Source organism: Neorhizobium sp. DAR64872/K0K18, assembly GCF_050500175.1.
In the GTDB taxonomy this organism is placed as follows: domain Bacteria; phylum Pseudomonadota; class Alphaproteobacteria; order Rhizobiales; family Rhizobiaceae; genus Neorhizobium; species Neorhizobium soli.
Genome location: NZ_CP191446.1, coordinates 1755682 through 1777422, shown reverse-complemented (window position 1 = coordinate 1777422; position 21741 = coordinate 1755682). Strand labels below are relative to the sequence as shown.

Below are 21741 nucleotides of genomic sequence, written 5' to 3'. Positions count from 1 at the left end.
TTTTCTGGCACAACGGAGCTTTTTGCGTCGCCGACAACTTGCTAAGAAGGAATCATAGGGTTTTCGGCTCCGTGGAGCATGACGGCCGCAGTAGGATGGCTTCGGCAGTCGGCCGTTGCGAAATGCGAGGGATTGATGACGAAGTTGCAGCAGGGCGGCAACTACGAGACCCCACTGGTCGAGCGTAAGACGCGGGGTGGAACCATTCTTCGGATCGTGCTTCTAGCGCTGGTGCTGCTGGGCGTTGCAGTCGCTTTTGTGGTTTTTCAGCAGGCACTCGACAATGAGATTGTGCTCGGCCTGCTGGGCATCCTTGCCATGGTCGGCATATTTTTCCTCGTCTCTTCGATGATTGGCCTCGTGGAAGTCATGCCGCAATCGCGGTCCGACGATCTCGCCCGCGCTTTCCTGGCCGGCCATCCGGACGGTATCCTGATCACGGACATCAAGGGTCGCATCGTCTACGCGAACGCTGCCTATGGTCGGATGACCGGTGCGACGAAAAAGAGCGATATCCAGTCCCTTGAAACGCTTCTGTCCAAGTCGCGCGAATCCAACGAGGCGCTTTACAGGCTGACATCCGCGCTGCGGGAAGGCCGCGAGGGTCATGAAGAATTCCGCCTGCTGCAGCCGCTTGGCCGCAGCACGGGCACTGCCGTCGTTGGAGAGAATGGTGCGGGCGCCTTCTGGTACAGGCTGAAGGCCGGCCTTCTGGCGGGTTCGGGAAACAACAAGGCGCAGCTCGACATCTGGCAGATTACCGACACGACCTCGGAACGGTCGGACCAGGAGCGTTTCTTTCGCGAACTGCAAAACGCCATCGACTACCTCGACCATGCGCCGGTCGGGTTCTTTTCCGCGGGCAAGAAGGGCGAGATCTTCTATCTCAACGCCACGCTGGCTGAATGGCTGGGTCTCGATCTGACCAAGTTTTCTCCTGGATCGATGACGATCGACGATCTCGTGGCGGGCGAGGGCATGGCGCTGATCCAATCGGTTCAGCCGGCGCCAGGTCTGAAGCGTACGGAAACGCTCGATCTCGACCTGCGCCGTGCCAACGGCCAGAGCCTGCCGGTGCGACTTGTTCACAGCGTCAGCTCCATGCGCGACGGTGCGCCCGGCGAAAGCCGCAGTGTCGTGATCAACCGGCCGCATGGTGAGGACACCGATCAATCCGCGTCGGCAATGCGTTTCACGCGCTTTTTCAACAACACGCCGATGGCCATTGCGTCCGTTGATGGCGAAGGCCGGATCCTGCGCATCAATGCGCCGTTCCTGCGACTGTTCGCCGGGGTTCTGACCCGCGACGACGTGGAAAGCGGTGCGTCGCTGGAGCGTATCGCGCACGAGACGACCCGCGATCAGCTGATGGCGGCGCTTGCTGCCGCACGCGACCGTCAGGGCGACATTACTCCGATCAATTCGCGGCATCCGGGCGACGAGACCCGCTATCTGCGTTTCTACGTCAATGCGGTGATCGACGAGAGCGACGAGGCACCCGAAGAGGCGGCCATCATCTATTCCGTCGAGACGACCGAGCAGAAGGCGCTCGAGACGCAGATGGCGCAGACCCAGAAGTTGAACGCTGTGGGCACGCTTGCCGGCGGCATCGCCCACGATTTCAACAATGTGCTGACGGCAATCCTTCTGTCCTCCGATCACCTGCTTTTGCAGGCGCGTCCGTCCGATGCGAGCTTTGCCGACCTGATGGAAATCAAGCGCAACGCCAACCGGGCCGCCGTTCTGGTGCGCCAGCTCTTGGCCTTCTCGCGCAAGCAGACGATGCGTCCGGCGGTGCTGAACCTCACCGATGTGGTGGGCGACCTGCGCATGCTGGTCGACCGGCTGATTTCCGGCACCAATGTCAAGCTCGATGTCGACTACGGGCGTGACCTGTGGCCGGTGCGTACCGACCTGTCGCAGTTCGAGCAGGTTCTCATCAACCTCTGCGTCAACGCGCGCGATGCGATGCCGCAGGGCGGCACGATCCTGATCAAGACCCGCAATGTGACGGCCGAGGAAACCAGCAGCTTCCATCAGGCCGATCTGCCGGCGGAAGATCTCGTGATGGTCGAGGTTGCCGACAGCGGCACGGGCATTCCGCCCGAGATCATGGACAAGATCTTCGAGCCGTTTTTCACCACCAAGGAAGTGGGCAAGGGTACAGGTCTCGGCCTTTCGATGGTCTATGGCATCATCAAACAGTCCGGCGGCTATATCTATCCGGAATCGGAAGTCGGTCGCGGAACGAGTTTCCGGCTGTTCCTGCCGCGTCACATTCCCGAAATACCGGTCATCACGCCGGAGGCCGCAGAGGCTGCAGCTCTGGCAGCCGCACAGCCCGTGGCTTTGAAGGCGCCGTTAGAGGATATGGATCTCACGGGCAAGTCTGCGGTCGTGCTGCTTGTGGAAGATGAAGAAGCGGTTCGCCGGGGCGGCAAGCGCATGCTGGAAACGCGCGGTTATACCGTGCACGAAGCCGGATCCGGCGTCGAAGCACTCGACATCATGGACGAGCTCGAAGGCAAGGTTGATATCGTCGTTTCCGACGTTGTCATGCCTGAGATGGACGGGCCGACGCTTCTGACGGAACTGCGGAAATCCTATCCGGATCTGAAGTTCATCTTCGTCTCCGGATACGCGGAGGACGCGTTTGCGCGCAACCTGCCGGCCGATGCGAAGTTCGGTTTTCTGCCCAAGCCGTTTTCGCTGAAGCAGCTTGCCGTTGCGGTTCGCGAGATGCTCGACTCGGACTGATTTTCTGATCTGCCTGCCAACCTTTATGGAGCCTCGCGATTCGTCCGTCGAACCGCGAGGCTTCCTGCTTTAACTCCTGATTTTCCACAGGTTATGCGCGCGAGAACGTTCCGCGAACGAAATCGCGATAACGCTGTGCAATCAAGCTGATAAAAGCCTCTTGATTGATGAGAACAAAAAGAGTACACGATGTCCATCGGCTGCTTCATTGCTTGCGTGGCGGCAATAACCTAAAGGTGGGACCTCATGGCACAGAATTCATTGCGGCTCGTAGAGGATAAAGGCGTGGACAAGAGCAAGGCGCTCGAAGCAGCACTCTCACAGATCGAACGATCCTTCGGTAAGGGATCGATCATGAAGCTTGGCTCGAACGATAGCATCGTCGAGATCGAGACAGTTTCCACCGGTTCCCTGAGCCTTGATATTGCGCTCGGCATCGGCGGTCTGCCGAAGGGCCGTATCGTCGAAATCTATGGTCCGGAAAGCTCGGGCAAGACGACGCTTGCGCTGCAGACCATTGCTGAGGCTCAGAAGGGTGGCGGTGTTTGCGCCTTCGTCGACGCGGAACACGCACTCGATCCGGTCTATGCCCGCAAGCTCGGCGTCGATCTGCATAACCTCCTGATCTCGCAGCCAGACACCGGTGAGCAGGCGCTTGAGATCACCGACACGCTGGTGCGTTCCGGTGCTGTCGACGTTCTCGTCATCGACTCGGTTGCGGCATTGACGCCACGCGCCGAAATCGAAGGCGAAATGGGCGACAGCCTGCCGGGTCTTCAGGCCCGTCTGATGAGCCAGGCACTGCGCAAGCTGACGGCGTCGATCTCCAAGTCGAAGACGATGGTGATCTTCATCAACCAGATCCGCATGAAGATCGGCGTGATGTTCGGTTCGCCGGAAACGACGACAGGCGGTAACGCGCTGAAATTCTACGCGTCCGTCCGTCTCGACATTCGCCGCATCGGCCAGGTCAAGGAACGCGAAGAAGTCGTCGGAAACCAGACACGCGTCAAGGTCGTCAAGAACAAGATGGCGCCTCCCTTCAAGCAGGTCGAATTCGACATCATGTATGGCGAGGGCGTGTCCAAGACCGGCGAGCTCGTCGATCTCGGCGTTAAGGCTGGGATCGTCGAGAAGTCGGGCGCATGGTTCTCCTACAACAGCCAGCGCCTTGGTCAGGGCCGCGAGAACGCGAAGTCGTTCCTGCGAGACAATCCGGAAGTGGCGCGTGAAATCGAGACGTCGCTGCGCCAGAACGCCGGTCTGATCGCGGACAAGTTCCTGCAGAATGGCGGTCCTGATGCCAATGACGGCGACCAGGCCCCGGACCCTTGATCGGACCTGGGTTGGGATGTCGATCTAGGGCATCCTGACGCTGATATTCACCGGTGTTTTCCGGTTTTCAAATCTTGCCGGCCGCCATCTACGAGATGCGCGGCCGGTCTGCGTTCCGGGCGGGTTTGGGATGATTAGGGGTGCTGTGGCTGGACAGTCGGGAACGCGGACGATACAAGCCTTTCGTCTTCGAATAACAGCATCGCACCCGGCGATAAAAAGGGCTTAGCATGAGCGGCGTGAATGAAATCCGGTCGACGTTTCTCGACTATTTCCAAATGAACGGCCACGAGGTTGTGTCCTCGTCCCCGCTTGTGCCGCGCAATGACCCGACGCTGATGTTTACCAATGCCGGTATGGTGCAGTTCAAGAACGTCTTTACCGGTCTTGAAAAGCGCCCCTACACCACGGCCACCACCTCCCAGAAATGCGTGCGCGCCGGCGGCAAGCACAACGATCTCGACAATGTCGGTTACACCGCCCGCCATCTCACCTTCTTCGAGATGCTCGGCAACTTCTCGTTTGGTGACTATTTCAAGGAAAACGCGATCGAGCTTGCCTGGAAGCTGGTCACCGAAGGGTTCGATCTGCCCAAGCACCGGTTGCTGGTCACGGTCTATTCGGAAGACGAGGAAGCTGCGACGCTGTGGAAGAAGATCGCCGGCATTTCCGACGACAAGATCATCCGCATTCCCACCTCCGACAATTTCTGGCAGATGGGCGATACCGGCCCCTGCGGTCCGTGCTCGGAAATCTTTATCGACCAGGGCGAAAATGTCTGGGGTGGACCTCCGGGCTCGCCTGAAGAAGACGGCGACCGCTTTCTCGAATTCTGGAACCTCGTGTTTATGCAGTACGAGCAGACCGCTCCTGGCGAGCGTACGCTGCTGCCGCGCCCGTCGATCGATACCGGCATGGGTCTCGAGCGCATGGCCTGTGTCCTGCAGGGCAAGCAGAGTGTGTTCGACACCGACCTGTTCCAGACGCTGATCGGAACGATCGAGGATGTCCTGAGCGTGAAGGCCCAGGGCAGTGCCAGCCACCGCGTCATCGCCGACCATCTGCGTTCGTCCGCGTTCCTGATTGCCGACGGCGTGCTGCCATCCAACGAAGGCCGTGGTTACGTGCTTCGCCGCATCATGCGCCGCGCCATGCGCCATGCGCAGCTGCTCGGTGCCAAAGAACCGGTCATGTACAAGCTGCTGCCGACGCTGGTGCAGGAAATGGGCCGCGCCTATCCGGAACTGGTGCGCGCCGAGGCGCTGACCGCGGAAACGCTGAAGCTCGAGGAAACCCGCTTCCTGAAGACGCTCGAACGTGGTTTGTCGCTGCTTTCGGACGCGACCAGCACGCTCGACAAGGGCGACATGCTCGACGGCGAGACGGCGTTCAAGCTTTACGACACCTACGGCTTCCCGCTCGACCTGACGCAGGACGCGCTCCGCGCCCGCGAAATCGGCGTCGATCTCTCCGGCTTTACCGATGCGATGGAACGCCAGAAGGCGGAAGCCCGCTCGCATTGGGCAGGCTCCGGCGACAAGGCGACCGAAACCGTCTGGTTCGAAATCAAGGAAAAGTTCGGCGCCACCGAATTCCTCGGCTACGACACCGAGACTGCCGAAGGCGTCGTTCAGGCGATCGTCAAGGATGGCAAGGCGATCGACAGTGCCTCGACCGGCGATGCCGTCCAGATCGTCGTCAGCCAGACGCCGTTCTACGGTGAATCCGGCGGTCAGATGGGCGATGCCGGTTTGATTTCGACCGACCACGCCAAGCTTGAAGTGACCGACGTCCAGAAGCGTGGCGAGGGGCTGTTCGTCCATATCGCGGCCGTCGTTGAGGGCACATTGAAGGCTGGCGACGCGGTCATTCTCGCCGTCGATCACGCCCGCCGTTCGCGCCTGCGCTCGAACCATTCGGCCACGCATCTGCTGCATGAAGCCCTGCGCGAGGTGCTTGGTACCCATGTGGCGCAGAAGGGTTCGCTGGTCGCTCCTGAGCGCCTGCGTTTCGACGTTTCGCATCCAAAGCCCATGTCATCAGAGGAGTTGCAGGTCGTCGAGGATATGGCCAACGCCATCATCCTGCAGAACGCGCAGGTGACGACGCGCCTGATGAGCGTCGACGATGCGATTGCCGAAGGGGCAATGGCGCTGTTCGGCGAGAAATACGGCGATGAAGTTCGTGTCGTCTCGATGGGCAAGGCTGTCGATGGCCCGAAAGCCGGCAAGCCCTACTCGATCGAACTCTGCGGCGGCACGCATGTCAACGCGACGGGTGATATCGGCCTTGTGCGCATTCTCTCTGAAAGCGCCGTCGGCGCCGGTGTTCGCCGTGTCGAAGCGGTGACGGGGGATGCGGCGCGTGTCTATCTCGCCGAGCAGGATGAGCGCGTGAAGACCTTGTCCGGTGCGCTGAAGGTTCAGCCGACCGAACTCGTTTCTCGCGTCGAGGCGCTGATCGACGAGCGTCGCAAGCTTGAGAAGGAGTTGGCGGATGCCAAGCGCCGGCTCGCCATGGGTGGCGGACAGCAGGGTGGTTCTGCGGACGACATTCGTGATATCGCTGGCATCAAGTTCATGGGCAAGGCACTGGCCGGCATCGACGCGAAGGACCTGAAGGGGCTCGCGGACGAAGGCAAGGCCACGCTCGGTTCCGGCGTCGTGACCCTGATTGGCGTTTCTGAAGACGGCAAGGCAAGTGCGGTCGTGGCGGTGACGCCTGATCTTATCGGTCGCTTCAGTGCTGTCGATCTGGTGCGGATCGCCTCTGCAGCGCTCGGCGGCAAGGGCGGCGGCGGACGGCCGGATATGGCGCAGGCCGGTGGCCCTGACGGTGCCAAGGCCAATGAAGCGCTGGAAGCCGTGGCGGCAGCGCTCGGCGCCTGAGAGTTGGAATGATCGGGCGGCCACTGGCCGCCCGTTTCACATGAGGTTTGGACATGGGATTGAACGCAACAATACCGGATGAGATCGACGAGGTCGTGGATGGCCTCGTGCCGTCCCTATTCAGGGATGCGCCGAGTTCGGTCTCGTTCAACAAGTTGCGCAAGCGGCTGCTGCGGCAGGTTCGTCAGGCATTCGACGATTTCGGCATGCTGAAAGATCAGAAACGCTGGCTGGTCGGCCTGTCCGGCGGCAAGGACAGCTATTCGCTTCTCGCCATTCTGCTCGATCTGCAGTGGCGCGGCCTGCTTCCGGTCGAGCTGCTTGCCTGCAATCTCGATCAGGGACAGCCGAATTTCCCCAAACACATCCTGCCTGATTATCTCACCTCGATCGGCGTCAAGCACCGGATCGAGTATCGCGATACCTATTCGATCGTGAAGGAAAAGGTGCCGGCGGGCGGAACCTACTGCGCGCTCTGTTCGCGGCTTCGGCGCGGCAATCTCTACCGGGTTGCCCGCGAAGAGGGTTGCGACGCTCTGGTTCTCGGGCACCACCGGGAGGATATTCTCGAAACCTTCTTCATGAACTTCTTTCACGGTGGACGGCTTGCCGGGATGCCGGCGAAGCTTCTGAACGACGAAGGCGACGTGATGGTGCTGCGGCCGCTCGCCTATTGCGCCGAGGACGATCTGGCGAAGTTTTCTGCTGCCATGGAATTCCCGATCATCCCGTGCGACCTCTGTGGCTCGCAGGACGGGCTGCAGCGCAATGCGATGAAGGCCATGCTTGCCGATATCGAGACACGCATGCCGGGCCGCAAGGACACGATGCTGCGGGCGCTGGCGCATGTGAACCCGTCGCATCTGCTTGACCCGAAACTGTTCGACTTCTCCGGCCTCAGCGCCAACCCCGCCGCCTGATCCCCAACAAGCTGCTCCCACCACTGCAGGATCACACACCATGACCATGCCGCTCGATACAGCCAAGCTTGCCGACATCCTGCGCCTTGCGGCGAAGGAAGAGATCCTGCCGCGATTCCGGCGGCTTGGAAGCGGCGACGTGCGTTCCAAAAGCGAGCCGTCGGATCTGGTGACCGAAGCGGACGAGGCAGCCGAGCGTCTGATCCGCCGCGAGCTTGAAGCGCTGGCGCCTGATGCTCTGTTTGTTGGCGAAGAATCGGTGGCCGCCGATCCGTCGCTTCTCGCCAAGCTTGGAGGCTCGGATTTCGCGATCGTCGTCGATCCTGTCGATGGCACGTTCAATTTCGCCTCCGGCATTCCTGCCTTCGGTGTCATGGCCTCTGTCGTCTGGAAAGGCGAAACGGTCGCCGGCATCATCTACGATCCGATGGGTGACGATTGGGTGATGGCGGAAAAGGGCGCAGGCGCCTTCCTGCGCCGTCCTGACGGCGATGCGGTGCGCCTTGCGGTCGCGGAAGCGACACCGATCGGCGACATGGTCGGAATGGCGTCACCCGGGTATTTCTTCGGCGAGGAGAGAGAGCGGCTGCTGGCCAATCTGGCGAAGGTGCGTTTCTTTGCCAACTATCGATGTGCCGCGCACGAGTATCGCACCTTTGCCGGCGGGCACGTGCAATACCTTCTCTACAACAAGCTCATGCCTTGGGATCATCTGGCGGGCACCCTGATTGCCACGGAGGCCGGCGGTTATGCGGCGCGCTTCGACGGATCCGATTACCTGCCGGACCACGTGGATGGCGGGCTGCTGGTCGCGACCTGCAAGGACAGCTGGCAGATGCTGCGTCGCGAACTCATCGGCGACTGAGCCTTCAAGGGGTCGGTCCCAGTAGAGGGTGAAACGACACCGTAAGCCAACTCCGTTGTCCCCGTTGAACCCTCGTGTATTCTGGTGCCTGAGGGCGGCATGCGGAAGCATATCCAGGTTCTCGAACGAGCGGGGCTCGTTGTCCCCGAGTAGACCGGACGGGTGAGAACCTGCAGGCTTGCGAAGCACGGACTTGAGGCGGAAGCCGAGTGCATAGAGGCGCATCGAAAGATTTTCGAGGCCCGCTTCGAACCATTGAATGAACTCATCAGTACCATGCAAAGGAGGTAACCGATGAATCAGCAAGTTTGCGGGACATCAGTGGAGCGCAGGGGCGATCGCGAATTGGTCGTCATGCGGACATTCAATGCGCCGCCGAGGGCCGTTTTCAAGGCGTGGAGTGAGCCCGAGATGTTCCAGGCCTGGTGGGTGCCAAAATCGGTCCCTGGCCTGTCGCTCGTATCGTGCGACATGGACGTGCGTACCGGCGGCAAGTATCGGCTGGAATTCGGTGCCGGTGGCGATTCCGATACCATGGCCTTCTATGGCAAGTATCTCGAGGTCGTACCGAACGAGCGCATTGTCTGGACCAACGACGAGGGCGAAGAGGGCGCGGTCACGACCGTGAGCCTCGAGGACCAGGGCGGCATGACGCTGTTGCGTTTCCACGAGGTCTATCCGTCCAAGGAGGTGCTTGAGGAGGCCCTGCAGGGCTCGGCGGTCGCATTGCCCGAGCAGTTGGACCAGCTCGACGAATTGCTGACCAGCAAAGCTGAGTAGCGCTGTTGCGGAAACGCATCGGGGCAACGTATGCCTTAGGCGCGCTAACCCCCCGAGCTTTTCGCGGGTGGTGAAGGCAAAGCAAACCAATCTCGCGGCGCCGTTTTATGTCCGCAACGGGCCGAAAGCTGACTCTCTCCGTTAGAGTGTCAATTTCCCTCTACCGGACCGACCCTTCGAGACAAAGCGGAACCGAACAAGGCCGGATCGCTCCGGCCTTTTTTCGCTCTGACGTGATGGACTGTCAGGCCTTGTGGTTGTGGGGCCGGAAGAGCTTTCCCTTTTCGCCGATCAGCACGAAGATCAGGCCGATGACCGAGACGGTAAAGAAGCCTGCCACCATCGGGGTTGCCGTGCCGTCGAAGGCCTGGCCGATCGATGCGCCAATGATCGCGCCGCCGACCGTGCCCATGAAGCCGAGGACGGAGGACGCGGTGCCCGCCACGTGGCCGAGGGGCTCCATTGCCAGCGAATTGAAGTTCGAGGCAATCAGGCCGAACAGGAACATGGCCATGGCGAAGAAGGCCAGGAACAGCAGGAAGGGCATCGGTTCGGATGACAGCAACTGGACGCTCAGCCACAGGAAGGTGACCACGACGAAGCCGATGATGGCGGCGTGCGACAGCTTGCGCATTCCGAGCCTGCCGACCCAGCGGGAGTTGAGGAAGGCCGAGATCGACATGAACAGAGCGACCGCAGCAAACGCCACTGGGAACCATACGCCGAGCTGGTAGATGCCGACATAGACCTGCTGGGCCGAGTTGATAAAGCCGAACAGGGCGCCGAAGATGAACGTGCTCGCAAGCGTGTAGCAAAGCGCCATGCGATTGGTGAGCACGATCAGGAAGCCGGCGACGATGGACTTTACCGTGAACGGGCGGACATCGGCCTGATCCAGCGTTTCGGGCAGCTTGCGGGCAACCCAGATCGTGACAATGATTGCGACGACGGCGATGAAGACGAAGATCAGGTGCCAGTCACCAAACAGCAGCACGAGTTGTCCCGTTCCAGGCGCGATGATCGGCACGATCATGAATACCATCATGATGAGAGACATGACTTCCGCCATGGCGCGACCGCCGAAGACGTCGCGGACGATCGAGACGGAGATGACGCGAGTGGCCGCCGAGCCGATGCCCTGGATAAAGCGCAGGATGAGCAGGCCCGCAAACGAGGGGACGAAAACGACGGCGATCGCGGAGACGATATAGATGCCAAGACCGATCAGCAGCGGCGTGCGGCGACCGAAACGGTCGGAGATCGGGCCATAGAAGAGCTGGGCGATGCCGAAGCCGAACAGATAGGCCGAGACGACATACTGTCGATGGTTCTCGTTCTCGACGCCGAGTGCTGCACCGATCTGCTGTAGTCCGGGAAGCATGATATCGATGGCGAGGGCGTTGAGTGCCATCAGAGCCGCCATCATGGCAATGAATTGTGCCCTTCCCATGCCTTGCAGCTTTGGGACAACGGGATGTGAAGGATTTGTCACGGGGGATTTCCTAAAGAATGGGAAAGGCGCCGTGGGAGCGGCGCCTTCAAAATTTTGGAGAGTATATCAAGCCGGATCAGGCTGCGCGGACGGTAATGCCCTGTTCCTCGATATGGGTTTTGAGCTCGCCCGACTGGAACATTTCGCGGACGATATCGCATCCGCCAACGAACTCACCCTTGATGTAGAGCTGGGGGATCGTCGGCCAGTTGGAATAGTCCTTGATGCCCTGCCGGATTTCCGCGTCGGCAAGAACATTCACGCCCTTGTAGTCGAGCCCGAGGTAATCGAGGATCTGGACCACCTGTCCGGAGAAGCCGCACTGGGGGAACTGAGGCGTGCCCTTGAGGAAGAGAACGACATCGTTCGTCTTGATTTCGTTTGCGATGAAGTCGTGAATGCCGCTCATGATCTTTCCTTTCACATGCGGTTTCAAGGACCGCTGCGGTGTATTGCCCCTTAAATAGCAAGGTGACCTTACTAATTCCAGCGCAATTCCGCTTGGGGTGTCAAACTGTTTTTTGCCTTCGCGCAACGCCACCAATGACGTGCCCCTTAGGGCTATCGGCTGCGTTGCTTGCTGCGGCTGGTGGCGGTGCGCCGGCGGCTCGTCTGCTTTTTCGCTGGCTTCGCAAGTTTTGATCGCGTTCTGGGCTTTTTGCCGGTGAACCTACCCGTGGTCGCGGACCGCGTGCTTCCCGATGCAGCGGCGCGCGTCTGACGCTTCTTGCGCTTGGAAGGCGTGCGGCCGTGCGACTTGCCCAGAAGCTGCTTGACGACATCGTCGACAACGCTGGTAACGATCTGCTTGATCAGGTCGGACATCGCACCGGCAGCCTCGTTACTCGGCGGGGGCGGAGGTCTGAAGCGCCAGGGCGTGCAGAACGCCGCCCATGTTGCCCTTCAGCGCTTCGTAGACCATCTGGTGCTGCTGGACGCGGCTCTTGCCGCGGAACGCGTCCGCGACGACCTCGGCTGCGTAGTGGTCACCGTCACCCGCCAGATCGCGGATCGTGACCTTGGCGCCGGGAATTCCGGCTTTGATCATGTCTTCGATATCGCCGGGACGCATGGGCATGGTGTCTTCCTCTTCTTCGGCCGCAAACTCATATCGCGGCATGCTTTGACCGAAAGACTGCCTGAAAGCAGTCTCCCGGTCAAAGAGGTAACAACCTCAAATACAGATTGCTAGAGGATTTGGATCGGTTGAAGTCACCCGACCCGTGCCTCATGCCATGAACGAGGGGAACCAGCTCTCGTGAGCGATGGTGAGATCCTCGACAGTGATGTCGACGATGTCATCGATGACGACGCGTTCGCCGGCGACCTTGCCGAGGCGGCGGAAGGGCACGGCTGAACCTTCGGCATTGGCCTGCAGGAAATTAGCGATGTCAGCCGGAACGGCGATCACGTAACGCGCCTGATCTTCCCCGAACAGGAGCGCATGCGCCGGTCCGCGCTGTTCCGACAGGCTGACGGTCATGCCCTTTTCCGACGCCATCGCCATTTCGACAAGTGCGAGACCGAGGCCACCGGAGGAGATGTCGTGGCAGGCGCTGACATGGCCGTTGCGGATCGCCGAGCGCACGAAGTCGCCATTGCGGCGTTCGGCGGAAAGATCGACGGTCGGTGCTGGACCTTCTGTCGAGCCGAGGATGTCGCGCAGGTAGATCGAGGAGCCGAGATGGCTACCATCGGTGCCGATCATGATCAGCACGTCGCCGTCGCCAGCGGAGCCGATCCTTGCCATCTTCTGCCAGTCGGGCAGCAGGCCGACGCCGGCGATCGTCGGGGTCGGCAGGATGGCGACGCCGTTGGTCTCGTTATAGAGCGACACGTTGCCGGAGACGATCGGGAAATCGAGGGCGAGGCACGCTTCGCCGATACCCTTGATGGCGCCGACGAGCTGGCCCATGATTTCAGGCTTTTCGGGATTGCCGAAATTGAGGTTGTCGGTGGCCGCGAGCGGCTCGGCGCCGGTTGCGACGATGTTGCGCCAGCATTCGGCCACAGCCTGCTTGCCACCTTCATACGGGTCCGCCTCGACATAACGCGGCGTGACATCAGACGAGAAGGCCAGCGCCTTGGTGGGATGGGTCTCGATGCGCACGACGCCGGCATCGCCGCCGGGGCGCTGCAGCGAATTGCCCTGGATCAGCGTGTCATACTGTTCCCAGACCCAGCGACGGCTGGACTGGTTGGCAGAGCCGACCAGCTTCAAAATGGCATCGTTGTAATCTGTCGGGGCTGCAACGTCTGCCGCGGGCATGTCAGGGCGCGGGTTGTGCTGGATCCAGGGACGGTCGTATTCCGGTGCTTCGTCGCCCAGTTCCTTGATCGGCAGGTTGGCGACTTCCTCGCCCTGATGGATGACGCGGAAACGCAGGTCATCCGTGGTCTTGCCGACGATTGCGAAATCGAGGCCCCATTTGACGAAGATCGCCTTGGCGACTTCTTCCTTCGAAGGCTCCAGCACCATGAGCATCCGCTCCTGGCTTTCCGAGAGCATCATTTCATAAGCCGTCATGCGCTCTTCGCGCACCGGGACCTGATCGAGCTGCAGTTCGATGCCGAGGCCGCCCTTGGCGCCCATTTCGACGGCCGAGCAGGTGAGGCCGGCGGCACCCATATCCTGGATGGCGATGACGGCTCCGGTCTTCATCAGCTCGAGGCAGGCTTCGAGCAGGCACTTTTCGGTAAAGGGGTCGCCGACCTGAACGGTTGGGCGCTTCTCCTCGATATCGGCGTCGAATTCGGCCGATGCCATCGTGGCGCCGCCGACACCGTCGCGGCCGGTCTTCGCACCGAGATAGACGACGGGCAAGCCAACGCCCTTGGCTTCCGACAGGAAGATTCCGTCGGATTTTGCAAGTCCAGCTGCGAAGGCGTTGACGAGGATGTTGCCATTGTAGCGTTCGTCAAACTCGACTTCGCCGCCGACCGTCGGCACGCCAAAGGAGTTGCCGTAACCACCGACGCCGGCAACGACGCCGGAGACGAGGTGTTTTGTCTTTGCGTGGTCAGGGGCACCGAAACGCAGGGCGTTCATGGCCGCAATCGGCCGTGCACCCATGGTGAAGACGTCGCGCAGGATGCCGCCGACGCCGGTCGCCGCACCCTGGTAGGGCTCGATATAGGACGGGTGGTTGTGGCTCTCCATCTTGAAGACGACGACATCGCCGTCATCGATATCGACCACGCCGGCGTTCTCGCCAGGGCCCTGGATGACGCGCGGGCCCTTGGTGGGCAGCGTGCGCAGCCAGCGCTTGGATGACTTGTAGGAGCAGTGCTCGTTCCACATGGCCGAGAAGATACCGAGTTCGGTATAGGTCGGCTCGCGGCCGATCAGATCCAGGATCCGCTGATATTCGTCGGGCTTAAGGCCGTGGGATGCGACGAGTTCTGGCGTGATCGGGAAGCTGTTCGGAATGGTCATGATCTTCTCTATGTTGCGGAGCGAGATATGCGCCGCTCTTTAGCCTATGTCTTGACGAGGCGCGACAAGAAAATGCCGGCGCGCCACAGGCAAAAGCCGAGATCAGAACCGGTAACCTACCGTCAGACCCGCGCGGGTCAGACCATCGTTTGGTCCGTCGCAGAGATTGGCGTGAGACGAATGGCCCGCCTGCGCCAGGAGCTGCCAGTTTCCGAGAAGTTTGACGCCTGCGGCGACATATTCGTGGAAGAGTGCGCGGCAGCCAAGCTGGGGGTCGTCGCCGCTGTCCAGGCTGCCGTCATGCAGCGCGCCGCCGAAGCCTGCTTCCACGAAGACATTGCGCGTGACCGGCACTGTCCACGAGAAGCCTGCATAGACCTGGCTCGTTTCGCCCGTGGTGCTGAGTTCGCCGCCGACGTGAAGGCGTGGCCGCAGGGCCTTCTCAACGCCCGTCGCCTGTTCACGACCGAACGGATCGGTGAGGAGCATTCCCGTCAGGAAGACGCCGTTTTCCTTGCGACCGCTGTCCAGGGAGGTGAGGACTCCAAAACGCGCGTCGTCGAACAGCTGTTCGGCAGCAACGATCGGTGTCGCGACCATGGACAGGAATGCCAAGGGTGCAGCGAGGGCGATCCGCGCCGGCAGTGTCAGGGAAATCGGCGGCAAACTACTCTCCTCGAATCGGCATTATGTTGCCGTTTGAGGAGAGAGTGGTCTGCGAAACTCGTACGGAGCTTACGCTATCGACAGAAGGCTTCTGACGGTCGAGATCAGCAGTTGGTGTTGCCAGCGGCCCAGCGTTGCACATCGGCGTTGACGCGGCCCGACACAGGCTCGCTCATCAGCGGGCCGAAGGTGGAAAGCTTGGCAGGTCTGCCCTCCGCCTGCACCACGAGAAGCGGACGGATATCGGACGAGCCCTTGCGTGTCAGAAGAAAGCGGGGACGACCGGAGAAGGACGTCAGTTCCGGCGCGAACGCGTAGGACTTGAAGGCCGGGTCGCCCGACCGGAACCAGCAGCGATTGGCGCCAACGGCAACCTTTTCCATCACGTCGAGCGCCGATGCGTTGCTGACCGCTTTGACGGGTGGTTTCGACTGGCAGGACGCGAGCGCGGTCCCGAGAGCGACAAGAGAAATGGCAGTCATAGTACGATAAGAGATCTGCATGTCGTTCCCGGAGGGTTATGGTATTGTCTGCTATGGAGACCTGAGACCGGTCAGGCAGCGATCACATCGAGCGCCGAGGCAAAAAGGCCGCGACCGTCACTGCCGCCATGCGCGGCTTCGATCAGGTTTTCCGGGTGCGGCATCATGCCGAGAACGTTGCCGCGCGCGTTGATGACGCCAGCGATATCGCTCAACGAACCGTTGGGGTTGGTGCCTTCCGCATAGCGGAACACGACCTGGCCCTTGTCTTCCATGGAAGCGAGCGTGTCTGCGTCGACAAAGTAGTTGCCGTCGTGGTGGGCGACCGGGCAGCGGATGATCTGACCCTTGCCATAGGCGCGGGTGAAGTCCGTTTCGGCATTCACCACTTCGAGCTTCACGTCCTTGCAGACGAACTTCAGCGACGTGTTGCGCATCAGCGCACCCGGCAGCATGCCGGCCTCGACCAGGATCTGGAAGCCATTGCAGACGCCCATGACCTTCACGCCCTGTTCGGCCTTCTGCTTGATGGCCTGCATGACCGGCATGCGGGCAGCGATCGCGCCACAGCGCAGATAGTCGCCGTAGGAGAAGCCGCCGGGGATGACGATCAGGTCGATATCATCAGTGATCTCGGTTTCCGTCTGCCAGATGGTGACGGGCGCCTGGCCGGAGATCTTGGTGAGGGCGGCGATCATGTCGCGGTCGCGATTGAGGCCGGGAAGCTGGACGACGGCGGACTTCATGGGTGCGGTTCAAACCTTGCCTGTGCCTCAGACAGCTCGCGCAGCTCGAGGCGGGTTTCGATACGGTCGAGACGCAGGTCGTGGCGCGCCAGTGCCGTGTGGATATTATGCATGTCCTGATGGAGCGATATCATCGCACCACGCATGGCATTCACTTCTGCCTTCAGGTCCCGTTGGCCGATTTTGATGTCAGATATGTCTGCCTGCACGCGCTTCATCAGTTCGTACATGAGTTCATTCGTGACGTCAGCCATGACATACCCCGCAACCGTTAGTCGATTGCGATAGTATAGTTCTCGATTACCGTGTTAGCCAGAAGCTTTTCGCACATCGACTTCAGGTCTGCTTCGGCTTTTACCTTGTCGGTGCCCTCAAGGGAAAGGTCGAACACCTTGCCCTGACGAACATGGCCGACGCCATCAAAGCCTAAGCTTCCGAGCGCGCCTTCGATGGCCTTGCCCTGCGGGTCTAGAACGCCGTTCTTGAGCGTAACGGTCACGCGTGCCTTGATCACTGAATATCCCCCGAATTACTTGACAAGAACCGGGCCGGTCCCGCGGAGCGGCTCGTTTTCGTTGATGATGCCGAGACGGCGCGCCACCTCGGAATAGGCTTCGACCAGACCGCCCAGATCGCGGCGGAACCGGTCCTTGTCCATTTTTTCCTTCGTCTCGATATCCCAGAGACGGCAGCTGTCGGGCGAGATCTCGTCGGCGAGGATGATGCGCATCATGTCGCCTTCGAAAAGGCGGCCGCATTCGATCTTGAAATCGACGAGCTGGATGCCGACACCGAGGAAAAGGCCGGACAGGAAGTCGTTGACGCGGATGGCGAGCGCCATGACATCATCGAGCTCAGCCGGGTTTGCCCAACCGAAGGCGGTGATGTGCTCTTCGGACACCATCGGATCGGCAAGCTGATCGGACTTGTAGTAGAATTCGATGATCGAGCGGGGAAGAACGGTGCCTTCCTCGATGCCCAGACGTTCCGACAGCGAGCCGGCGGCGACGTTGCGCACGACGATCTCGAGCGGGATCATCTCCACTTCCTTGATCAGCTGCTCGCGCATGTTCAGCCGACGAATGAAATGCGTGGGAATGCCGATCTTGTTCAGGTGTGTGAAGAGATATTCCGAAATGCGGTTGTTCAGAACGCCCTTGCCGTCGATCACACCGTGCTTCTTCTTGTTGAAGGCTGTGGCATCGTCCTTGAAGAACTGGATCAGCGTGCCTGGCTCCGGGCCTTCGTAAAGGATCTTTGCCTTGCCTTCGTAAATACGGCGGCGACGGTTCATGATTGTTTTCTCGTTGTTGGCACCCGGGGCAGGCGCAATGGATCGTGTTTGAGGGGTCCATATCGGAAAAGATCGCATTTCACAATGCGGGGCCATCCGTCCGGTTTTCATCCCGATGAAAAAAGCTATGCCGGCTCCCTCTACCGCATAGGCCGCAGACGACTCAGTCGTGTACCGCGGCAACTTCCCAGCCTAGCAGGAAAAATGCGTCTTGATTCCGGCGTGCCCCCCGAGTTCAGGGCTTCAGTTTGCCGAGGAACTGGGCAAACACCATCGTACCCTCCGGCCAGGGACCATGCCCCGATTCCGCGTTGATATGCCCGGATTCCCCTGCATCGACCAAGACCGATCCCCAGGACGCGGCGATATCGTCGGCGTGCTCGTAGGATCCGAACGGATCGTTTCGGCTGGCCACGGTAAGCGTCGGGAACGGTAGCGGATCGCGCGGGTAGGGGCCGAAGGTCATCAGGTGTTTTGGCCTGATCTTCGGGTTCTCGACCTCGGGCGGCGCAACGAGAAACGCACCGGCGATCTTCTTCTTGAAAAGAGGGATCGCATGGATGGCGGTTGCCACGCCCAGCGAGTGGGCGACGAGCACCACCGGTCGCGTCGAGGCGTTCACCTCTTCCACGAGCCTTTGGACCCAGTCGTCCTTGACCGGTTTTGCCCATTCCGCTTGCTCGACCCGGCGCGCGGTGGCGAGTTTATTCTCCCACCGCGTCTGCCAGTGTGTAGGGCCGGAATTGGTGTAACCCGGAATGATCAGGATATCGGCTTCGGATGCTTTCATGCCGCTAATCTGTGTTTGCGTGATTTCAATATCAAGCTGCCTGTATCACGCTTCGCCAAAGACGCGGGTGAAGATCGTGTCGACATGCTTGGTGTGGTAGCCGAGGTCGAACTTCTCGCGGATCTCTTCCTCGGAAAGGGCGGCCCGGACTTCCTGATCGGCCAGCAGCTCTTCGAGGAAGTCCTTGCCTTCTTCCCAGACCTTCATGGCATTGCGCTGCACCAGACGGTAGGCATCCTCGCGCGAGGTGCCAGCCTGCGTGAGCGCCAGAAGAACGCGCTGGCTCATGACCAGACCCTTGAACTTGTTCATGTTCCTCAACATGTTCTCTGGGTAGATCACCAGCTTCTCGATGACGCCGGCGAGACGGTTGAGAGCGAAGTCGAGGGTGACGGTCGTATCCGGGCCGATGGCGCGTTCAACGCTCGAGTGGCTGATGTCACGCTCGTGCCAGAGAGCAACGTTTTCCATCGCCGGAACCACCGACATGCGCACGAGACGGGCAAGGCCGGTCAGGTTTTCGGTGAGAACCGGATTGCGCTTGTGCGGCATGGCCGACGAGCCCTTCTGGCCGGGCGAGAAGAATTCTTCCGCTTCCAGAACTTCCGTGCGCTGCATGTGGCGAATTTCGATCGCGACGTTTTCGATCGACGAGGCGATGACGCCGAGGACCGCGAAATACATCGCATGACGGTCTCGCGGGATGACCTGCGTGGAAACCGGTTCTGCCTTCAGGCCGAGCGCTGCTGCGACATGCTCCTCGACGCGGGGATCGATGTTGGCAAACGTGCCGACGGCGCCTGAGATCGCGCAGGTGGCAACTTCCTCACGGGCTTCGAGCAGACGGGTCTTGTTGCGATACATTTCCGCATAAAAGCGCGCGAAGGTCAGGCCCATCGTCGTCGGCTCGGCATGGATGCCGTGGCTGCGGCCGATGCGGACCGTATCCTTGTGCTCGAAGGCGCGGGTCTTGAGGGCTTCAAGAACGCGATCGATGCCGGCGATAAGGATGTCGGTCGCTCGCACGAGCTGGATGTTGAAACAGGTGTCGAGGACGTCCGAGGATGTCATGCCCTGGTGGATGAACCGGCTGTCGGGGCCGACGAATTCGGCAAGGTGGGTGAGGAAGGCGATGACGTCATGCTTGGTGACGGCTTCGATCTCGTCGATGCGCGCGACATCGAACGTTGCGCTGCCGCCCTTTTCCCAGATTGTCTCAGCCGCCGACTTCGGGATCACGCCGATCGCGGCAAGCGCGTCGCAGGCATGCGCCTCGATTTCGAACCAGATGCGGAACTTCGTCTCTGGCGACCAGATGGCGACCATCTCGGGCCGGGAATAGCGAGGGATCATGAGCGTGCGGCTTTCCTGTCAAGTGTTGCCCAGCCTGTAGCAACAAGCGGGCCAAAGCTCAATAACTTCGGGTTTGTTTGCAGGAAAGAGGGCGCCGGATGGTTAGCGCGCGCCGCTTGCCGCTGTTCTCAGTGCTTTGATATTGGTGCGATAGGCGTCGATGCCGTCACCCTTGTAGATGGCGGAGCCAGCAACGAAGACGTTGGCGCCGGCAGCGCTCGCAGCGCCGATCGTGTCTGCTGTAATGCCGCCGTCGACTTCGATCTCGATCGGGCGGTCACCGATCAGGGACTTCGTCGCGCGAATCTTGTCGAGCATGGCGGGGATGAATTTCTGTCCGCCGAAGCCGGGATTGACGCTCATGATCAGGATCAGATCGACGTCATCGAGCACGTTTTCGAGCGAGGACAGCGACGTTGCCGGGTTGAGCGTCACACCGACCTTCTTGCCGAGGCTGCGGATCGTCTGCAGGGAGCGATGCAGGTGAGGGCCCGATTCAGCGTGCACGGTAATGCTGTCGCAGCCGGCCTTGGCGAAGGCCTCAAGAAAGGGGTCGGCCGGTGCAATCATCAGATGGCAGTCGAAGAACGCATCCGTATGCGGTCGCAGCGACTTGATGACGTCAGGTCCGAATGAGATGTTGGGGACGAAATGACCATCCATGACGTCGAGATGCACCCAGTCGGCGCCGGCCTGCACGACGTCGATGACTTCCTGGCCAAGCTTGGAGAAATCGGCGGCAAGAATGGACGGGGCGATGCGGATCGGCAGGGTCATGGGATGGGTCTCCGGTTTGAGGGAGGCTTTATCATCCCGTGGCGACAGGAACAATCGCCTGGCCAGACCATCAGTCGGTGGCCGGCCCGATCTCCACAAAGTCCTTACCTTGCCACTCCACCAGACGGAACGGGTTCTGCTTCAACTCGTGGTCCGGGCCGAAGGCGACGGGACCGATCGCAGTCGTGAAGGAGCCTGCCACAAGAGTGTCGGTCAGGGAACGACCATTGGACGTCTCGGTCACCGCCCGGTGAACAAGTTCCGTTGCCGCATAAGCGGGCAGAACGTAGCCTTCCGGCTCGACATTGCCTGCGCGTAGTTGCGTGACGGCGGTGGAAGCTTCAGGCGCAACTGCGTAATCCGGAAGGGCTGCCGCGAGCACGCCGTTGGCAAGGCCAACAGGACGGTTTGCGGCACGCAGTGCATCTCCGCCCATGACTGTCAGGGAAACGCGTTCGGCTGCAGCGTCGCGAACGATGATGGCGGTATCGTTTCGGTCGCCACCAATAAAGACATGAGTCGCGCCGGCCTTTGCCAGGCGGCGGACGAGAGCGATCTGTTGCTCCTGGCCTGGCCTGAACACGTCGGTGAACGCGGGGCGGATGCCTGACGGTTCCAGCTTCTGGCGCACGGCGCTTGAGAGCTCGCGGCCATAGATCGTGCCGTCATCGATGAATGCGATCGGCTCGGCTTTCCAGCGGGATAGGATGGCAGATGCAACAGCATCCGCTTCGGCGGTTTCGGTTGGTGCCAGACGGAAGAACGGCCAGCCGTTGCGAAGTGCATCTTCCATCAGGATCTTCGACCGCACCGAGACCGAAACGGCTGGAATAGCGGCGGCCTTCAGAGCGGGCAGCGCTGTCGTCAGCGTTTCCACGCAGAGGAAGCCGATGGCCGCGCTGGCCTTTGCACCCCTCAGAGACTTCGATACTGCGAGCCCGCCATTCTCGTCACAGCTCTCGTCCAGCTCCACCAGCGTATCGCCATTGGCCTCAGCCGCCGCACGGGCGCCTTGGTAGATCTGGGCTCCGAGGAGGGCGTATGGACCCGATTTCGGTGCGACCACGCCGATGATCGCAGCCGATGCAGACGGAGCAGCGAGGAATGAGGCAAACAGGCCGGCTGATATCAAAGTGCGAATGTCCATGCCTTCCCTTAAC

Annotated in this window: 21 protein-coding genes and 1 pseudogene; 7 read left to right on the top strand and 15 right to left on the bottom strand. The window is 60.7% G+C overall.

What is annotated here, in order from left to right; all coding sequences use genetic code 11:
* The first annotated feature begins 135 nt into the window (after nt 1–135).
* From cckA to ACQY1P_RS14190, 7 genes and pseudogenes are all read left to right on the top strand, one after another.
* The gene (gene cckA, locus ACQY1P_RS14220; RefSeq protein ID WP_430253956.1) at nt 136–2757 is read left to right on the top strand and encodes a cell cycle histidine kinase CckA; all 2622 of its coding nucleotides are present in this window, start codon (nt 136–138) and stop codon (nt 2755–2757) included.
* A gap of 246 nt (nt 2758–3003) precedes the next feature.
* Nucleotides 3004–4092 (top strand): recombinase RecA, encoded by a 1089-nt coding sequence (gene recA / locus ACQY1P_RS14215; protein WP_062456635.1) that lies wholly within the window; start codon nt 3004–3006, stop codon nt 4090–4092.
* A gap of 230 nt (nt 4093–4322) precedes the next feature.
* The gene (alaS, locus tag ACQY1P_RS14210; RefSeq protein ID WP_430253954.1) at nt 4323–6980 is read left to right on the top strand and encodes an alanine--tRNA ligase; all 2658 of its coding nucleotides are present in this window, start codon (nt 4323–4325) and stop codon (nt 6978–6980) included.
* A gap of 53 nt (nt 6981–7033) precedes the next feature.
* On the top strand, nt 7034–7900 hold the full coding sequence (gene ttcA, locus ACQY1P_RS14205) for a tRNA 2-thiocytidine(32) synthetase TtcA (protein ID WP_062580842.1): 867 nt from the start codon (nt 7034–7036) through the stop codon (nt 7898–7900).
* 40 nt (nt 7901–7940) lie between these two features.
* Complete coding sequence (locus tag ACQY1P_RS14200; RefSeq protein WP_430253952.1) at nt 7941–8765, top strand: inositol monophosphatase family protein; 825 nt, start codon at nt 7941–7943, stop codon at nt 8763–8765.
* Between the two features lie 96 nt (nt 8766–8861).
* Nucleotides 8862–9056: pseudogene (locus ACQY1P_RS14195) on the top strand (ArsR family transcriptional regulator); the annotation flags it as partial.
* 3 nt (nt 9057–9059) lie between these two features.
* A complete protein-coding gene (locus tag ACQY1P_RS14190) occupies nt 9060–9545 on the top strand; it encodes an SRPBCC domain-containing protein (protein ID WP_430253950.1) in 486 nt (161 codons plus the stop codon).
* 244 nt (nt 9546–9789) lie between these two features.
* Here ACQY1P_RS14190 and ACQY1P_RS14185 read toward each other — a convergent pair whose 3' ends face one another.
* The 15 genes from ACQY1P_RS14185 to ACQY1P_RS14115 all read right to left on the bottom strand — a co-directional run bounded on the left by ACQY1P_RS14185 (nt 9790) and on the right by ACQY1P_RS14115 (nt 21713).
* Entirely contained in the window at nt 9790–10995 is a 1206-nt protein-coding gene (locus ACQY1P_RS14185; RefSeq protein ID WP_062456653.1) for a multidrug effflux MFS transporter, read from the bottom strand.
* 118 nt (nt 10996–11113) lie between these two features.
* Entirely contained in the window at nt 11114–11446 is a 333-nt protein-coding gene (gene grxD / locus ACQY1P_RS14180) for a Grx4 family monothiol glutaredoxin (protein ID WP_062456655.1), read from the bottom strand.
* A gap of 152 nt (nt 11447–11598) precedes the next feature.
* Nucleotides 11599–11862, bottom strand: coding sequence for a hypothetical protein (locus ACQY1P_RS14175; RefSeq protein ID WP_113165594.1), 264 nt, complete (start codon nt 11860–11862; stop codon nt 11599–11601).
* A 16-nt stretch (nt 11863–11878) separates the two neighbouring features.
* On the bottom strand, nt 11879–12115 hold the full coding sequence (locus tag ACQY1P_RS14170; protein ID WP_062581431.1) for a BolA family protein: 237 nt from the start codon (nt 12113–12115) through the stop codon (nt 11879–11881).
* A gap of 150 nt (nt 12116–12265) precedes the next feature.
* Nucleotides 12266–14473 carry a phosphoribosylformylglycinamidine synthase subunit PurL gene (gene purL / locus ACQY1P_RS14165; RefSeq protein WP_113165595.1) on the bottom strand — a complete coding sequence of 736 codons (2208 nt, stop codon included), beginning with the start codon at nt 14471–14473 and terminating at the stop codon, nt 12266–12268.
* 102 nt (nt 14474–14575) lie between these two features.
* Complete coding sequence (locus ACQY1P_RS14160; RefSeq protein ID WP_082476319.1) at nt 14576–15073, bottom strand: acyloxyacyl hydrolase; 498 nt, start codon at nt 15071–15073, stop codon at nt 14576–14578.
* Between the two features lie 170 nt (nt 15074–15243).
* The gene (locus ACQY1P_RS14155; protein ID WP_062456663.1) at nt 15244–15621 is read right to left on the bottom strand and encodes a hypothetical protein; all 378 of its coding nucleotides are present in this window, start codon (nt 15619–15621) and stop codon (nt 15244–15246) included.
* A gap of 71 nt (nt 15622–15692) precedes the next feature.
* A complete protein-coding gene (purQ, locus tag ACQY1P_RS14150) occupies nt 15693–16367 on the bottom strand; it encodes a phosphoribosylformylglycinamidine synthase subunit PurQ (protein ID WP_430253948.1) in 675 nt (224 codons plus the stop codon).
* Nucleotides 16364–16621, bottom strand: a complete 258-nt coding sequence (locus ACQY1P_RS14145; RefSeq protein WP_062456667.1) for a hypothetical protein — start codon at nt 16619–16621, stop codon at nt 16364–16366. The genes purQ and ACQY1P_RS14145 overlap by 4 nt, the downstream gene beginning before the upstream one ends.
* Before the next feature lie 17 nt (nt 16622–16638).
* Nucleotides 16639–16881 (bottom strand): phosphoribosylformylglycinamidine synthase subunit PurS, encoded by a 243-nt coding sequence (gene purS / locus ACQY1P_RS14140; RefSeq protein ID WP_430253946.1) that lies wholly within the window; start codon nt 16879–16881, stop codon nt 16639–16641.
* A 15-nt stretch (nt 16882–16896) separates the two neighbouring features.
* The gene (gene purC / locus ACQY1P_RS14135; protein WP_062456672.1) at nt 16897–17661 is read right to left on the bottom strand and encodes a phosphoribosylaminoimidazolesuccinocarboxamide synthase; all 765 of its coding nucleotides are present in this window, start codon (nt 17659–17661) and stop codon (nt 16897–16899) included.
* Nucleotides 17662–17896: 235 nt separating this feature from the next.
* Nucleotides 17897–18451: an RBBP9/YdeN family alpha/beta hydrolase gene (locus ACQY1P_RS14130; RefSeq protein WP_092660851.1), complete on the bottom strand. Its 555-nt coding sequence runs from the start codon at nt 18449–18451 to the stop codon at nt 17897–17899.
* Nucleotides 18452–18496: 45 nt separating this feature from the next.
* Nucleotides 18497–19804 carry an adenylosuccinate lyase gene (gene purB / locus ACQY1P_RS14125; RefSeq protein WP_192086431.1) on the bottom strand — a complete coding sequence of 436 codons (1308 nt, stop codon included), beginning with the start codon at nt 19802–19804 and terminating at the stop codon, nt 18497–18499.
* A gap of 102 nt (nt 19805–19906) precedes the next feature.
* Complete coding sequence (rpe, locus tag ACQY1P_RS14120; RefSeq protein WP_430253943.1) at nt 19907–20581, bottom strand: ribulose-phosphate 3-epimerase; 675 nt, start codon at nt 20579–20581, stop codon at nt 19907–19909.
* A 70-nt stretch (nt 20582–20651) separates the two neighbouring features.
* The gene (locus tag ACQY1P_RS14115; protein WP_430256707.1) at nt 20652–21713 is read right to left on the bottom strand and encodes a branched-chain amino acid ABC transporter substrate-binding protein; all 1062 of its coding nucleotides are present in this window, start codon (nt 21711–21713) and stop codon (nt 20652–20654) included.
* Between the last annotated feature and the right edge of the window lie 28 nt (nt 21714–21741).

Bases quoted from the DNA above. Each gene is read 5' to 3' on its own strand.
- cckA (WP_430253956.1), top strand. From the start codon at position 136: ATGACGAAGTTGCAGCAGGGCGGCAACTACGAGACCCCACTGGTCGAG.
- recA (WP_062456635.1), top strand. From the start codon at position 3,004: ATGGCACAGAATTCATTGCGGCTCGTAGAGGATAAAGGCGTGGACAAG.
- alaS (WP_430253954.1), top strand. From the start codon at position 4,323: ATGAGCGGCGTGAATGAAATCCGGTCGACGTTTCTCGACTATTTCCAA.
- ttcA (WP_062580842.1), top strand. From the start codon at position 7,034: ATGGGATTGAACGCAACAATACCGGATGAGATCGACGAGGTCGTGGAT.
- ACQY1P_RS14200 (WP_430253952.1), top strand. From the start codon at position 7,941: ATGACCATGCCGCTCGATACAGCCAAGCTTGCCGACATCCTGCGCCTT.
- ACQY1P_RS14190 (WP_430253950.1), top strand. From the start codon at position 9,060: ATGAATCAGCAAGTTTGCGGGACATCAGTGGAGCGCAGGGGCGATCGC.
- ACQY1P_RS14185 (WP_062456653.1), bottom strand. From the start codon at position 10,995: ATGGGAAGGGCACAATTCATTGCCATGATGGCGGCTCTGATGGCACTC.
- grxD (WP_062456655.1), bottom strand. From the start codon at position 11,446: ATGAGCGGCATTCACGACTTCATCGCAAACGAAATCAAGACGAACGAT.
- ACQY1P_RS14175 (WP_113165594.1), bottom strand. From the start codon at position 11,862: ATGTCCGACCTGATCAAGCAGATCGTTACCAGCGTTGTCGACGATGTC.
- ACQY1P_RS14170 (WP_062581431.1), bottom strand. From the start codon at position 12,115: ATGCCCATGCGTCCCGGCGATATCGAAGACATGATCAAAGCCGGAATT.
- purL (WP_113165595.1), bottom strand. From the start codon at position 14,473: ATGACCATTCCGAACAGCTTCCCGATCACGCCAGAACTCGTCGCATCC.
- ACQY1P_RS14160 (WP_082476319.1), bottom strand. From the start codon at position 15,073: ATGGTCGCGACACCGATCGTTGCTGCCGAACAGCTGTTCGACGACGCG.
- ACQY1P_RS14155 (WP_062456663.1), bottom strand. From the start codon at position 15,621: ATGACTGCCATTTCTCTTGTCGCTCTCGGGACCGCGCTCGCGTCCTGC.
- purQ (WP_430253948.1), bottom strand. From the start codon at position 16,367: ATGAAGTCCGCCGTCGTCCAGCTTCCCGGCCTCAATCGCGACCGCGAC.
- ACQY1P_RS14145 (WP_062456667.1), bottom strand. From the start codon at position 16,621: ATGGCTGACGTCACGAATGAACTCATGTACGAACTGATGAAGCGCGTG.
- purC (WP_062456672.1), bottom strand. From the start codon at position 17,661: ATGAACCGTCGCCGCCGTATTTACGAAGGCAAGGCAAAGATCCTTTAC.
- ACQY1P_RS14130 (WP_092660851.1), bottom strand. From the start codon at position 18,451: ATGAAAGCATCCGAAGCCGATATCCTGATCATTCCGGGTTACACCAAT.
- purB (WP_192086431.1), bottom strand. From the start codon at position 19,804: ATGATCCCTCGCTATTCCCGGCCCGAGATGGTCGCCATCTGGTCGCCA.
- rpe (WP_430253943.1), bottom strand. From the start codon at position 20,581: ATGACCCTGCCGATCCGCATCGCCCCGTCCATTCTTGCCGCCGATTTC.